Here is a 13225-nt window from a genome sequence, read left to right as displayed (position 1 = left end):
CTCCAGTTGAAGTTATCAGCCAGCGGGTAAAAGTCAATCTATGGCTACTCAGACCAGTTAAGATTAACCCCCTGTTTTTCTGCCTATTTATAAATCAAGGTGAGGTTTCTTGGGCCTGCGTCTGTTTGCCGCCCGCCGGCCAGCGGCATATGTTACTATTAAGGCCTATGAGTAAATTGACCCTGTGTAAGTGCCATCCCCTATGAATCGTACCCTCTATTCTGCCTTGCTGTATCTGCTAAGCCCTCTGCTGATTCTCTATCTGGCGATTAGGGCGATCAAGAGCCCGGATTATCGTGGCCGCTGGGGTGAACGCTTCGGTCTGTCGACGCTGTCGCGGGCGGATTTGTTGATCCATTCTGTCTCCATGGGGGAGACTCTGGCGGCGATTCCGCTGATTAAACAGATACAGGCGGCCTACCCTGAGCTCAGTATTACCATAACCACCACGAGTCCGACAGGTTCGGCCGAGGTGATAAAGGCTTTTGCGGGCAGCGTGCAGCACTGCTATCTGCCCTTCGACCTTCCTCTGTGTGTGGCGCGTTTCCTGAGCCAGCTGCAGCCAAAGCAGATCATCATCATGGAGACTGAGCTGTGGCCGAACCTCATTCATCAGGCCAAACGCCGGGGTATTAGGCTGATGCTGGCCAACGCCCGCCTGTCGGAGAAGTCCGCCAACCAGTATCGCGGGCGACCCAAGCTGTCGCTGCCCATGTTGCGCTCACTGGATCTGATCGCCGCCCAGTCGCCTCAGGCGGCGCAGCGTTTCATCGACCTGGGCGTCGAGGCCGAGCCGGTAAAGGTCACGGGAAGCCTCAAGTTCGACCTCACTATAGCGCCAGACTTGCTAGAGAAGGCAAAAGAGCTGCGTAAGACTTGGCAGCGGATGGAGACTCCGGTCTGGGTGGCGGGCAGCGTGCATCCGGGGGAGTTTGATATCATGCTCGCCGCGCACAAGAGCCTGTTGATACGCTTCCCCCATGCCCTGCTGGTGTTGGTGCCCAGGCATCCAGAGCAGTTTGACGCGGCGGCCAGCCGGGTGAAGGCCGCAGGGCTAGTGCTGGCGCGCCGCAGTAAACAAGATGCGGTGGATGACCAGACTCAGGTGCTGCTGGGCGACACCATGGGTGAGCTGCTCAGCTTCTATGGCGCGGCGGATCAGGCTTTTGTCGGCGGTACCCTGATCGAGAATGGTGGCCATAATCCACTGGAGCCGGCGGCTATCGGCCTGCCCGTCTATGTGGGGCCACATCACTGGGATTTTGCCGAGATCACTGGCCTGCTCAAGGAGGCGGGATCTTTAGCCTTAGTGCAAGATGCCGATGAGTTGGCGCAGCAGCTGGTGCATAAGTTTGACGATAAGGCGGCCTATCTGGTCGCCAGAGAGGCCGGGCTCGAGGTGGTTGAGGCCAATAAGGGGGCACTTGCGGCCCAGTTTGCCTTGGCTAACGAGTTGATTAAGGCTTAGTACCTAGTCTATGAGCTGTGGGCCTAGCTAGGCCTGGGCGTAGCCCGCTAATAGAAGCTGCCAGTTTTCCTGGCTAAAGTGCAGTTCGGGCGCCTTGCCCTTCTCCTTGTTGAAGGAGCGGAGCAGGCGATCCAGATTGGACTGTTGCCACTTGCTGTCAGGCTGCTTCAACTCGCCGCGGTCGAAATCGATCAGGGTAAAGTTCTCTCCGGCCAGCAGTATGTTCTTGGCATTGAGATCGGCGTGGTAGACGCCGCGGCGATGGAACTTGGCGATACAGGCACCGAGCGCCTGCCATTTTTCATCCGACATAGGTCCCTGGCTTAGCTCGGCCACCAGATCGCGAGCCCCCGGGATCCGCTTGATGATGATATCGCCGCGATAATAGGGGCCGCTGCGCTGGATCTGCGCCGCCACAGGTTCCGGCACCGCAAATCCTTCCTTAAACAGCTGCTCCAATAAATTGAATTCGGCGATCGCCCGGCAACGCTTAAGCCCGGTATAGAGATAGGCATCGCGGCTGAACTTCTCCATCATGCCGCCACGATAATAGTGTCTGAGTACCCACTCCTCCTCGGGCGCCTGACTCAGAGGAGCTGGATTGACAAACCAGGTGGTGTAGCGGCCCTTTGAAGAGCCTGTGATGGCCCCTAGGTCTTGCCAGTAATCGAAGGTAAACCAATCTGGGGTGATCGCCTTGAGCGAAGCTTGGCTAAAGACGATGCAACCTGCATCGGTAGGTTTTATTTGCATAGATTCACTGGCTCAACAGGCTTAAATGGTCGCTATGGGGAATTGTACCCGATATTGACGCCCTGTCAGCCCTCTTTCGCCAGTTGTTGCAGTACCTGGATGAGATTATCCTGCCAGCGTTTTGCGGGCAAAATAGCCTGGGAGCTACTGGTATCCAGGGCGCTGTAGTGCGGGCGAGGCGCTGGGGCGCCATATTCCTGGGTGCTAATGGGGCTGATGTTTGCTGGCTTATCGAGAAGCCCCAATGCATAGGCGCTATCCGATATCTGACGTGCAAACTCATACCAGCTGGTGACGCCGAGGTCGCTCCAGTGGTAGATGGGTTCTGGCTTTGTCACTTGAATGAGTTGCCAGATAAATTGTCCAAGGGTGATGGCCGAAGTTGGCGTGCCCCATTGATCGTCGACTATCTTAAGCGGTTTACCCTGGCGCATCAGAGTCAGCATGGTCTTGACAAAGTTATGGCCAAAGGGGGAGTAGAGCCAAGAAGTGCGCACTATGAAGGCATGGCCCAGGCCATATTCCAGCGCTGCCTGCTCGCCGTGCCACTTAGATTCGCCGTAGCGACTCAGCGGGTTAGGCGTATCCGTTGGGCGATAGGGCTGGCAATGTTGTTTATCGAGCTCCCCCTTAAAAGCCTCATCAAATACCCCATCGAAGACCCCATCAAAGACCCCATCATAGACATAGTCGCTGGAAAGGTGGATAAGCCGGATGCTACGTTTACCGCAGTGCTCGGCTAATGCCTTTACCGCCAGGTGATTGAGGGCAAAGGCGGCCTGGCTGTCTGTCTCGGCGGCGTCGACTTGGGTATAGCCACTGGCGTTGATAACCAGTCCATAGCCTTGCTGCTCTAATAACCTCTTAATCGCCTGGCTGTCGCGGACATCCAGCGCCTCTCGGCCCAGATAGTCCACCTGGTAGCAATCTGGCTGAGTCGCGTTGAGCGCCTGGGAAACCTGCCCATGACGACCGATCACCAATATCGGTTTCATCGTGCTGGACCCATAATGGACTTGCTCATCATGACTGGCCCGCCACCTGATGGCACCAATCCAGGTGCGTCAGATACCAGTCCACCGTCTTCTCCAGGCCGCTGGCGAAGCTTTCGCTGGGCTGCCAGCCTAAGGTGCGGCTCAGCTTGCTGGCGTCAATGGCGTAGCGGGTGTCGTGCCCGGGCCTGTCTTTGACGAAGCCGATGAGTTGCCTGAAGTCGCTGATGCCGCAGGGCTTCTCGGTGACTTTTTGATTTAACAGATCGCAGATGAGGCTGACGACTTCGAGATTCGTCATCTCATTCATGCCGCCTATGTTGTAGCTTTCGCCTAGCTCGCCCCGAGCTGCCACCTGGCACAGGGCATGGGCGTGGTCGTCCACATAGAGCCAGTCGCGGATCTGCTTGCCGTCGCCATAGACGGGAATCAATTTTCCCTGCAGGGCGTTGAGCAGGGTCACGGGGATCAGCTTCTCCGGATACTGATAGGGGCCATAGTTGTTGGAGCAGTTCGACAGCACTACCGGCAGGCCGTAGGTGCGATGCCAGGCCCTCACCAGATGATCCGCCGCGGCCTTACTGGCGGAATAAGGTGAGCTGGGAGCGTAGGGAGATTGCTCGCTAAAGTATCCCGCCTCGTCTGAGCCTAAGTCGCCAAATACTTCATCGGTCGAGACATGGTGCAGGCGAAAGCGTGCCGCAATCTCGATCGGCAGCTTGCGATAATAGTCTAGGCATTGCTGCAGCAGCTCGAAGGTGCCGACAATATTGGTGCCGATGAAGGCTCTGGGCCCCTCGATAGAGCGGTCCACATGGGTCTCCGCTGCCAGATGGATCACCAGATCTATCTGGTATTGCCTGAGGGCTCCGCCCAGGGTATCGCCATCATTGATATCGGCCTGAATGAAATGGTAGTTGGGAGCTTGTGCAATGGATTCTAGCGACGCCAGATTGCCGGCATAGGTAAGCTTGTCATAGTTCACGACGCGGCAACCGCCTAGCGCGATGAGGTGGCGAATCAAGGCCGAGCCGATAAAGCCAGCGCCGCCAGTGATCAAGATATTGCGCCCGGCTAACGGGTGATGCTGTTCACTATTCATAGTAATCGGCCTCGGCAAAGGTGCCCGCGGCCTTGTCCTTGGGCGACAGGAGTGGCGATTGTGTGCTGAGTAGCGGCCAATCGATGGCTAAGGTGTCGTCGTCCCAGCGGATGCTGTGTTCATCATTCGGCGCATAATAGTCGGTGCACTTATAGAAGCAGTGGGCCTCGGGCGAGACGACATAGAAGCCGTGGGCGAACCCGGGTGGCACCCAGAGCTGATGTTTGTTGTCTGCCGACAGGTGGTGCCCAGTCCATTGACCGAAACTCGGGCTGGTGCGGCGTAGATCGACACACACATCGAAGATTTCGCCGCTAACCACGCGGATCAGCTTGCCCTGAGGCTGTCTGAGCTGATAGTGCAGCCCTCGCAGCGTGCCCTGCAGCGAATGGCTTTGATTTTCCTGCACAAAGTCGAGATCCATCAGGTGTTCCTTAAACCACTGCTGACGAAATGTCTCGAAAAAACAGCCGCGCTCATCGCCGAACACCTGAGGCTCGAGCAGCTTAACGTCTGGAATGGAAGTATTCAGGATCTTCATCGTATCATCCGGCCGGTAAACAGGGAATTTCGTTCATTTTCGTTCCTATGACGGCCTAATCATGGAACCTAGTGACATTCTACATTAAACTCGTTGCGGATCCTTACTCCCTAATTATTTCTCAGCGGCCCCTATATGAGCTTGAATTTGCAGACTGCCCACTCTTTGTGTCTCTTACGTTTATCTGCCATCGGTGACGTGTGTCATGCGGTGGCCATGGTGCAGGCGATTCAGCGCCAGTATCCAGATCTTAAGATCACTTGGGTGATTGGCAAGGTTGAGTATCAGCTGCTCAAGCATCTGCCCGGCGTCGAGTTTGTGATCTTCGATAAATCTCAGGGCTGGCGCAGTTACTTCAATCTGCGCCGAGCCCTCAAGGGACGTCGCTTCGATCTGCTGCTGCATATGCAGGTGGCACTGAGGGCGACCATTGCATCCTTGGCTATCTCGGCTAAGGTGCGTCTGGGCTTCGATCGCGCCCGCGCCAAGGAAGGACAGTGGCTGGTGACCAATCGCCGGGTGGAGCCCTTGGCGACGCCGCATGTGCTCGAGGGTTTCATGGGCTTTGCCAAGGCCGTGGGTGTCACGGATCTTAAGCCTAAGTGGGAGATTCCCGTGCCCGTCGCCGATACCGAGTTTGCCCGCCAGCTGATCCCAGATGGGGATAAGATCTTAGTGATCTGCGCCGCCGCCAGTAAGGCCGAGCGCAACTGGCTGCCCGAGCGTTATGCCCAGGTGGCGGACCATGCGCTTGAGAAGGGTTATCGCGTGCTGCTCTGCGGCGGCCCGGTTCCTATTGAGCGTGAGCTGGCCGAGGCGATCCTTTCACATGGCGATCCCCGCATCGAGAACCAGGTGGGCAAGACCTCGCTGACCCAGCTTCTGGCGCTTCTGAAACAGGCGAGTATCGTCCTGGCACCAGATACCGGCCCGGCCCATATGGCGGTGACTCAGGGCACGCCAGTGATCGGCCTCTACGCCCACTCTAATCCTGGACGCACCGGGCCCTATACCTGTTTAGACAGCGTGGTCAGCGTCTATGACCAGGCGATCGCTCAGCAACACTCGGGCGATGTACCCTGGGGGACCCGTGCCAAGGGGGAGCACCTGATGGAGATGATTCAGGTGGCGCCCGTGCTGGCGGAGTTTGATCGCCTGACGCAAGCAAGCGCCGGTGACCAAGTTAGCGAGCCGCAACAACACGCCAGCCATTAGCCAGGGGTTGGCGATTAATGGTAGACTTCAGGTTTGATTGGCTCATCTGGCCCCCGTCGGCTGAGTCATGCAATGAGGGAAGATGGGGTTTTCCCATTCATTTTTAGGGATATCGTCGATGTCAGTGGCGCCAAAATTTCTGTTTGTACCTGTCTCCTGTGAAGAGGGGATAGGTGAATATATGCGTTCCACCATAGTGGCCGATGAGATCATGCAGCGTTGGCCGCAGGCGCAGGTTGAATTCGTGCTCAATAGCCGCGCGCCCTATGCCAAACATTGTCCCTATCCGACCCATCTGGTTAACGACACCCCCACCAAGCGAGTGAAAGAGGTGAATCAGCTGGTATCGCAGCTCAAGCCTGACTTAGTGATCTTCGATGCCGCCGGCCGCAAGGCGCAGCTTAAACATGCCAACCGTAGCGGCGCCAAGGTAGTCTTCATCAGCCAACACAAGCGTAAGCGTGCCCGCGGCATGAAACTCGAGCGTGCCCTGGTCACCGACAGCCATTGGGTGGTGCAACCCGAGTTTGTGATTGGCGATATCAGTCGTTTCGAGCGCTTTAAGTTAAACCTGATTAACCGCGCAGAGCCCATCTTTACCGGCTCTATCTTCGCGCGGCCAGATAGCGCCTTGCAGCACGCCTTGCAGCAAGAATATGGCCTAGAGCCAAAGGGTTACCTTCTCTATAGCGCCGGCTCTGGCGGACATTATGTCGGCTCGACCCTGGCGGCCGAGCGTTTCGCCCAGGTGGCACAGGCCTGTTATCGAGAGACGGGGATCCCCAGTGTCATGGTGTTTGGCCCCAACTATCCCAAGGCTCTGCGTCGGCTAGAGGGCGTCGTGGCCATAGAGCGACTCTCTAGCCTTGAGTTTATCAACCTGCTCGATGGCGCCGCGGGTGCCGTGCTGAGTGGCGGCGACACACTGCTACAGGCGATCGCCCTCAAGGTGCCGACGCTGGCGGTGGCCGTCTCTAAGGATCAGCCCAAGCGGATTGAGCGCTGTGTGAAGCGAGGCCTGGCGCTGAGCTGTGATCTCGAGCTAGATGCCATGTGTGCTCAGGTGCAGCGCCTGCTCGAGCCGCAAACTACTCAGGAGCTTGCGGCAAAAATGGACAGAGAGGCCGAGGCTAAGGGACTGGATATCTGCATGGCGGAGATTGAACGACTCTTGGGGCTCGTCGGTGAGCGGTAAACGCATCGGCTTGGCCATAGATAGCCTCGCCGGTGGCGGGGCAGAGAAGATTGTCCTGACCCTGGCGGCAGAGCTGAAACGCCTAGGGCATGAGCCGCACCTGCTGGTACTTTCCCCACATTATGACTATGCCGTGCCAGCGGATATTCCCCTGCATGTCTGTTTCGATGAGCGCGACCGTCATATCATCGCCTGGTGGCGATTAGGCCGCTCGGCGGCCAGGGTGAAACAGTGGATCGTCGGACTCGAGCAGACCCATGGCAAGTTCGATCTGATTTTGTCTAATCTGGACAAGAGTAACCTATTACTGACCCGCGCCAGCGTGTCGCCGCTCTATATCGTGGTGCATAACTCTATCGAAGAGGAGTTGAAGCGCGAGCGTAAGCTCGGACCTATCGCTTATCTCACCATGCTCAGAGCCAAGCGGGCACTGAACGGCCAGGCGTTGATCACAGTGTCCAAGGGGATAGCAGGTGAGATCAACCAAAGCGGTCGAATCGTGCCCGGTAGCATCCGGACCATCTACAATCCCTTCGATGTCGAGGCGATAAGGGCAAAGGCCGCTGAGGCGAACCCGGATATCCCCAAGGGGGAATTCCTTATCCATGTTGGCCGCGTCGCCCGCCAGAAACGTCATGACATACTGTTCAAGGCGCTTGCTAAGATGCATAAGCCCTTGCCACTGGTGCTGCTCTGTAACAACCCCAAGAAGGCGATGAAGCTGGCCAAGAAGCATGGCGTGGCCGATCGCATCATCTGCCCCGGGTTTCAGGCCAACCCCTTTCCTTGGATCAAGGCGGCGCGCCTCTTAGTGCTGAGTTCAGATTATGAAGGCCTGCCCACCGTGCTAATCGAGTCTTTGATCTGTGGTACGCCCGTTGTCAGCACCCTCTGCCCCCATGGGCCGGATGAGATCATGACAAAAGAGCTCGCCGAATATCTGGTGCCAAGGCGGGATAGTGAGGCCTTGAGTCGTAAGCTAGATAAGGCCTTGGTGCATTATCCAAGCCTTGCCGACAGTGAGATCCTCACTCAGGTGGCAATTGATAAGATAATCGCCGACTATCTGAGTCTCTGCCAGTCACCTTAAGAGCCGAGTTCACTTATGCCCTGGGCGCAGCGAATTGGCCTCTGGGTGAGCGTGTGCTGAAACAAAAGATTGTTGCTGGCCAGCTGCTGGCGACAGCTCTCCTTGTGATGCAGATGAAAGGCGACGGCATAAAACTTTACCCGCTTGCGCCATTTACCGTTGTGGTACATGCGCAGGGCAAACTCCTTATCTTCAGGGCCCCAGCCCTCGAATGCCTGATTAAAGCCGTTGATGGCCAGGGCATCTCGCCGCCAGAATCCCAGGTTACAGCCGTGTATTCCCTTTATCGAGTCCGGCGCGCCCCAGCCGCTTTTCTCGCACAGCCAACGGCTGCGAAGCGCTTGCTCTCTGCCCCTGGCGATGCCACGCGAGAAGAGACTCGGCCGTGCGTTGCCCGTCAATATTCGTTGGCTTAAGGTCGGTCCCAGCTTCACTCGCTTGCCCGTCACCAGGCAATCGGGCTCGGCGACGGCAAGGTGATCGGCGATAAAGTCTGGGTGCAGCACGAGATCGCCGTCGATCATTATGATGTAGTCGAAGCGTGCCAGCCCTATGGCGCGATTGCGACTGGCTGACAGACGAAAGCCCCTGTCTTCATGCCAGCTGTGGATCAGCGGGACGGGAAAGCTGGCCTTAAGTGTGTCGATAAGCTCGCGTGTTGCCGGGCCTGAGCCATCGTCGGCGATGATCACCTCGTCTGGAAGCTGGCTTTGCCTCTGGACGCTGGCGAGCACAGTATTTAGTGCTTGGGGCCAGTTATAGGTGGTGATGATGAGTGAGGTCTTCATGGCGCCTTAACGAGTGATAATCTTGGCCGGAATTTTACTCGTTAGAAGCGATAAATTTTATCTTTTCAATTGATTAGCTGGTTTTGTGTTAATGGGCTGGTGTCGCTGTAACTGCGGGGTAAATCTGCGGTTTCAAAGGTGAACGAAAGGCTGGTGGACTGTGGCATGAAAAGGGCTGCAACTGTTAGTGTATGCAGCCCTAAAACTTAAGTGATTGCTTATTTATATTAACCGTTATTTAAGCCGCTTTTATTTAAGCCATTTGCGTCCCAGAGTTGGCTTGCCGATAAAGTTAAGCAGTCCCTGGGGCACGCCACTCTTACGCTTTAGGTTGGCGGTATAGAGATTCCAGGCATCGAGCTTGAGCTGCTTGATCTCTGCCGGCGTCAGGGTATCGCCATACATCTGGCAGTAGTCGTCCACGTAGCGGATCTCGCGGCTCGGGCACTTGATACGGTAGCCGCGACCGGCGTAGTGAATAAAGTCGGCCTTGCGATAATCTTCGTTGCCCAGCAGATCCATGCGATTGAATGCCGCATCGACGCCTTGGTTCTTGATCTTGTTCTTCTGAATGACGTAATTCACATAGGTCTGATCGTAGAACTTAACCGTGTTACACACCTGCTGCATCCCTTCCAGGGTGGCGAGCTCAAACAGGGGGCACTCCTTAGAGATCAGGAACATGCCGAAGTTGTAGTAGCTGTAGTGGCCATCGGTTTGCGGCCAGCTTTCGACGGCGTCGAAGGCGGCATTGATCTCCCCGACTGGAATGGTGCGGTCTGTGTAAGGACCTTCGTCGAACATGTAGACAGTTTCAAGATCTTGATACTCTTCGAAAATATCTCGCGCCCATGGCGTCACCATGATGTCCGCATCCAGATAGAGCACCCTGTCGTATTGCTTCAATAGTTCGGCGGTATAGAGCTTTTCGGGCCAAGCCGGGCTGGCCGAGTATTTAGGGTTCTCGATATGGATCTTGTAGTGCAGGCGATCCGATACCACGAGATCGGCACCGACCTTTTCGGCGTAGCGCTCGAAGCTTTTTAGCGCCGCGCGGTACATGGGGTTGTCGCCAATGGCGAGGGTGAAGATGGCTTTTTTCATAATGGGGCCTTGGCTGTTATGAACTTAACTGTGAATGGGCGGCTGGCTTCTCGTCGTCAGATATCTGGGTATTAGGCATCTGGGGGCCAGACATCTGGGCAAGTGTGGCTAATACCTCGTCGACGCCGATATCGCAGACATAGCCCTTGCCCGTCGAGGCGTATAGCACCTTGGAGCTGGTGGTTTCAGGCGGCGCCCAGTAGGGCTTCTTCTGCCGCATCATGGCGATAAGCGGGCGCTGACTGGCGGTGGCGAAGTGCATGATGGCAGTTTCGACCGTGATCACCATATCGGCGGCGGCGATCATCGCTGGCAGCTCGAAGAAGTTGTCTTGCACGGTAAAGGCTGCGACCTGGCTGTTCGCCAGCTTAGGCTCATCGGCGATGGCCTGCTCGAGAGCGCTAAAGTTTTCTGGGGTGCTGTTGACGATGAAGCGACTGTCTGGTGCCTGCTCGGTGAGACGGGCGATCAATTCAAACAGCTGAGACTGATGCCAGTCGCGCTTCTTATTGGTCGACAGATGGTTGAGAAAATAGAGCCTGCCTTGAGACTGACCGTGAAAGGTCTTGCTTAGCCAGGCCTTTGCCGTCTCGGTAACCTCTGGCGTGATGGTCAGCGACGGCATGAAGGCCGATTTGTCCAGTGTCAGCCCGGCAACTCTGTGCAGCAGCTGATAGTAGCGATCGGTAATATGGTGCTGCTCGCCGAGGGCTGCCACATCTATCTTAAAGGTCTTGTCGCTGTGGCGGAAAAACCAGGGGTCGAGCAGGCCACCAAATTTGGATTTGGCCAGGCTGGTGACGATAAAGCCCTTGGGACTGATGCGTCTGGCCAGCGCCGAAAACTGCTCGCTCTTGCTGCCTGAGTGAGTGATCACCAGGTCGTAATCTAGGGCCTTGGCGGCCTCGACCTGTCTATCTTGCATCGCCTTGCTGTCGCTGCAACCATAGCTGCGGCTAAAGGCGGGCTCGGCGGCGATCCACTGCTGCATGATCTTGCTGCGAGAGAGGCGCCAACTGTCTTGGTTGTTGCGGTTATCGTCGAGCCAGATATCCACCTCGAGTGCTGGATGCTGCTGTTTGAGGGCGGCCAGAAAGGTCTTGATATAGAGAAAATCGCCCAGCGCCAAAGGGGAAACAAAGAGTAGGCGTCTTGCCTGTGCTAATCGTTCACTTGGAATAAGAGACATTGTGCCCTAGCCGATAAAATTAAAGTGGCTTAAGGATACATGGCTTTGGTGACAGAGAAAACCTTGGCCAATGGCTATTTGCCAGTGACCCGGGACTATGAGTTTGCTCATTTGTGACTCGGCGCCAATTGCGCCGGGCCTACTGGTCAGGCTTTCGCCTGGCGAGGTGACAAATTGGCTGTAGTATTAATGGAATGTGTTACAATCTGCGCCAGTATGCCCATTGATAGACTGAGGCTAGGTTGAGTGTTTGGCGGCGATCTGCTGTCCCTCGTGCCGGGTCAAAGGTTTCGATAACCAGCGAGAAGATTGATTGTGATCTGTTTTGATGTTCTGCATCCATACTATTTGCCGCAATATTTGCCCGTCATGCAGGAGTTGCAGGCTCGGGGACAAGTAGTGCGCTTCGTGATCTATCGCAGTCAGGATCAGCAGGCGGCACTCGATGCCCTGGTGGCGCAGAATAGCCTGGAGGCCCATTGGGTCGACTCTCAGGAGGAGGCGCTCGCCTACTACCTGAAGGAGAAGCCCAGCTGGGTGATCTTTGGCAACAGCTTCGATGCGGCTGCGAAACTAAAAGGGATCTGCAAGACCGCCCTGATGCAGCACGGTATCGGCCCTAAGGCCTGCTATTACACTGTGTCTGAATCGGATATGGATGTGCGTTTCGTCGAGGGGGAATACCGCCTCAAGCGCCTGCAGCAGCTTTATCCCCATAAGACCTTTATCGATACCGGTTATGCCAAGCTAGATCCTATCGTGCAGGGCAGTGAGGCAGGGCTTGATCTGGCGGCATTAGGCTTAGATCCTGCCAAGCCGACGCTGCTTTACGCGCCGACCTTCTATCCCAGCAGCATAGAGAAGATGGCCAAAGATTGGCCCAGCGCCTTTAGCGAATACAACATTTTACTTAAGCCGCACTATTTTTCGCTTAGCAAACCCAGCTATAAGAAACAGAAGCAACTGCTGGAACATTGGGGCACTTTTGATAACGTCTACCTGGCACCTGTTGAGCAGGCGAACCTCTTGCCTTTCATGGCCAGTGCCGATCTCTTGATCAGCGACGCCTCGTCGGCGCTGTTTGAGTTTGCGGCCTTGGATAAGCCCGTGGTCTGGTGTGATTTCTACCACCTGCGCTGGAGTTATCGTGGCATCTTAAGTTTCCGTTTCAAGAATCGCATGGATGAAGATCTCTACCGTTATGCCGGTGTGGCCGCTCACGCGGCGTCGTACAAGGAGCTCAAAGCCGTGGTGGATCAACAGATCGCCCAGCCCGAGTCATTTGCTGCCAAGCGGGCAGAGTACACTCTAGAGTTGGCCGGTCGGGTTGATGGCCACTCTAGTCAGCGCATCGTCGATTATCTTTTGTCCGAAGAGGCTTCATGAGAATTATTACTTTCGGGACCTTCGATATGTTTCATATCGGACACCTCAACATTATCGAGCGCGCCAGAGAGTTAGGGGAACACCTGACGGTGGGCGTTTCCTCGGATGCGCTGAATTTCTCCAAGAAACAGCGCTACCCCATCTGTAACGAACGCGACAGAATGCGCATCGTCAAGGCGCTCGCCTGTGTCGACGAGGTATTTTTGGAGGAATCGCTGGAGTTAAAGGCGGAATATATCGAGGCGCATCAGGCCGATATCCTGGTGATGGGCGATGACTGGCAAGGCAAGTTCGACCATCTCAAGCCTCTGTGCCAGGTGATCTATCTACCGCGAACACCGGCCATCTCGACGACCCAGCTGATCGAGGTCGTGCGGGAGATAAGATAAAAAAAGCCCCAGG

General features: G+C 56.0%; 13 protein-coding genes. 6 read left to right on the top strand and 7 right to left on the bottom strand.

The features are described from left to right. Positions 1 to 202 precede the first annotated feature (202 nt). Positions 203 to 1468 (top strand): lipid IV(A) 3-deoxy-D-manno-octulosonic acid transferase, encoded by a 1266-nt coding sequence (gene waaA, locus SHEW_RS19200; protein ID WP_011867501.1) that lies wholly within the window; start codon positions 203 to 205, stop codon positions 1466 to 1468. Positions 1469 to 1495: 27 nt separating this feature from the next. Here the strand turns inward: waaA and SHEW_RS19195 are convergent, their stop codons facing one another. From SHEW_RS19195 to rfbC, 4 genes are all read right to left on the bottom strand, one after another. Continuing rightward, positions 1496 to 2221, bottom strand: coding sequence for a 3-deoxy-D-manno-octulosonic acid kinase (locus SHEW_RS19195; RefSeq protein ID WP_011867500.1), 726 nt, complete (start codon positions 2219 to 2221; stop codon positions 1496 to 1498). A 65-nt stretch (positions 2222 to 2286) separates the two neighbouring features. Next, a complete protein-coding gene (gene rfbD / locus SHEW_RS19190; protein ID WP_011867499.1) occupies positions 2287 to 3216 on the bottom strand; it encodes a dTDP-4-dehydrorhamnose reductase in 930 nt (309 codons plus the stop codon). 28 nt (positions 3217 to 3244) lie between these two features. Next, a complete protein-coding gene (rfbB, locus tag SHEW_RS19185; RefSeq protein ID WP_011867498.1) occupies positions 3245 to 4315 on the bottom strand; it encodes a dTDP-glucose 4,6-dehydratase in 1071 nt (356 codons plus the stop codon). Continuing rightward, on the bottom strand, positions 4308 to 4856 hold the full coding sequence (gene rfbC, locus SHEW_RS19180; protein ID WP_011867497.1) for a dTDP-4-dehydrorhamnose 3,5-epimerase: 549 nt from the start codon (positions 4854 to 4856) through the stop codon (positions 4308 to 4310). Before rfbC ends, rfbB begins: the two co-directional genes overlap by 8 nt. 135 nt (positions 4857 to 4991) lie before the next feature. On the opposite strand from rfbC, the gene SHEW_RS19175 reads away from it, so the two are divergent. The 3 genes from SHEW_RS19175 (at position 4992) to SHEW_RS19165 (ending at position 8356) form a co-directional block, all read left to right on the top strand. Next, entirely contained in the window at positions 4992 to 6071 is a 1080-nt protein-coding gene (locus SHEW_RS19175) for a glycosyltransferase family 9 protein (protein ID WP_011867496.1), read from the top strand. Between the two features lie 118 nt (positions 6072 to 6189). Next, positions 6190 to 7266 carry a hypothetical protein gene (locus tag SHEW_RS19170; protein ID WP_011867495.1) on the top strand — a complete coding sequence of 359 codons (1077 nt, stop codon included), beginning with the start codon at positions 6190 to 6192 and terminating at the stop codon, positions 7264 to 7266. Further along, the gene (locus SHEW_RS19165) at positions 7232 to 8356 is read left to right on the top strand and encodes a glycosyltransferase (protein WP_223294745.1); all 1125 of its coding nucleotides are present in this window, start codon (positions 7232 to 7234) and stop codon (positions 8354 to 8356) included. The genes SHEW_RS19170 and SHEW_RS19165 overlap by 35 nt, the downstream gene beginning before the upstream one ends. Here SHEW_RS19165 and SHEW_RS19160 read toward each other — a convergent pair. The 3 genes from SHEW_RS19160 to SHEW_RS19150 all read right to left on the bottom strand — a co-directional run bounded on the left by SHEW_RS19160 (position 8353) and on the right by SHEW_RS19150 (position 11437). Further along, positions 8353 to 9144 carry a glycosyltransferase family 2 protein gene (locus SHEW_RS19160; RefSeq protein ID WP_011867493.1) on the bottom strand — a complete coding sequence of 264 codons (792 nt, stop codon included), beginning with the start codon at positions 9142 to 9144 and terminating at the stop codon, positions 8353 to 8355. The two genes, SHEW_RS19165 and SHEW_RS19160, sit on opposite strands and share 4 nt — an antisense overlap. Positions 9145 to 9393: 249 nt before the next feature. Continuing rightward, on the bottom strand, positions 9394 to 10248 hold the full coding sequence (locus tag SHEW_RS19155; protein WP_011867492.1) for a glycosyltransferase: 855 nt from the start codon (positions 10246 to 10248) through the stop codon (positions 9394 to 9396). A gap of 16 nt (positions 10249 to 10264) precedes the next feature. After that, positions 10265 to 11437, bottom strand: a complete 1173-nt coding sequence (locus tag SHEW_RS19150) for a glycosyltransferase family 9 protein (RefSeq protein ID WP_011867491.1) — start codon at positions 11435 to 11437, stop codon at positions 10265 to 10267. Between the two features lie 315 nt (positions 11438 to 11752). On the opposite strand from SHEW_RS19150, the gene SHEW_RS19145 reads away from it, so the two are divergent. Together SHEW_RS19145 and SHEW_RS19140 are read left to right on the top strand one after the other, a co-directional pair. Beyond that, a complete protein-coding gene (locus SHEW_RS19145) occupies positions 11753 to 12823 on the top strand; it encodes a CDP-glycerol glycerophosphotransferase family protein (protein WP_150099996.1) in 1071 nt (356 codons plus the stop codon). After that, positions 12820 to 13212: an FAD synthase family protein gene (locus SHEW_RS19140; RefSeq protein ID WP_011867489.1), complete on the top strand. Its 393-nt coding sequence runs from the start codon at positions 12820 to 12822 to the stop codon at positions 13210 to 13212. Before SHEW_RS19145 ends, SHEW_RS19140 begins: the two co-directional genes overlap by 4 nt. Positions 13213 to 13225: the final 13 nt, after the last annotated feature.

Origin of the sequence: Shewanella loihica PV-4 (genome assembly GCF_000016065.1) — a bacterium.
Lineage (GTDB): Bacteria > Pseudomonadota > Gammaproteobacteria > Enterobacterales > Shewanellaceae > Shewanella > Shewanella loihica.
The sequence above is the reverse complement of the archived record's forward strand: the minus strand, read 5'-3'. Positions and strand labels throughout refer to the sequence as shown.

What these genes read in the sequence shown, in the direction of transcription:
- waaA (WP_011867501.1), top strand. Translation starts at nt 203, where the DNA reads ATGAATCGTACCCTCTATTCTGCCTTGCTGTATCTGCTAAGCCCTCTG.
- SHEW_RS19195 (WP_011867500.1), bottom strand. Translation starts at nt 2,221, where the DNA reads ATGCAAATAAAACCTACCGATGCAGGTTGCATCGTCTTTAGCCAAGCT.
- rfbD (WP_011867499.1), bottom strand. Translation starts at nt 3,216, where the DNA reads ATGAAACCGATATTGGTGATCGGTCGTCATGGGCAGGTTTCCCAGGCG.
- rfbB (WP_011867498.1), bottom strand. Translation starts at nt 4,315, where the DNA reads ATGAATAGTGAACAGCATCACCCGTTAGCCGGGCGCAATATCTTGATC.
- rfbC (WP_011867497.1), bottom strand. Translation starts at nt 4,856, where the DNA reads ATGAAGATCCTGAATACTTCCATTCCAGACGTTAAGCTGCTCGAGCCT.
- SHEW_RS19175 (WP_011867496.1), top strand. Translation starts at nt 4,992, where the DNA reads ATGAGCTTGAATTTGCAGACTGCCCACTCTTTGTGTCTCTTACGTTTA.
- SHEW_RS19170 (WP_011867495.1), top strand. Translation starts at nt 6,190, where the DNA reads ATGTCAGTGGCGCCAAAATTTCTGTTTGTACCTGTCTCCTGTGAAGAG.
- SHEW_RS19160 (WP_011867493.1), bottom strand. Translation starts at nt 9,144, where the DNA reads ATGAAGACCTCACTCATCATCACCACCTATAACTGGCCCCAAGCACTA.
- SHEW_RS19155 (WP_011867492.1), bottom strand. Translation starts at nt 10,248, where the DNA reads ATGAAAAAAGCCATCTTCACCCTCGCCATTGGCGACAACCCCATGTAC.
- SHEW_RS19150 (WP_011867491.1), bottom strand. Translation starts at nt 11,437, where the DNA reads ATGTCTCTTATTCCAAGTGAACGATTAGCACAGGCAAGACGCCTACTC.
- SHEW_RS19140 (WP_011867489.1), top strand. Translation starts at nt 12,820, where the DNA reads ATGAGAATTATTACTTTCGGGACCTTCGATATGTTTCATATCGGACAC.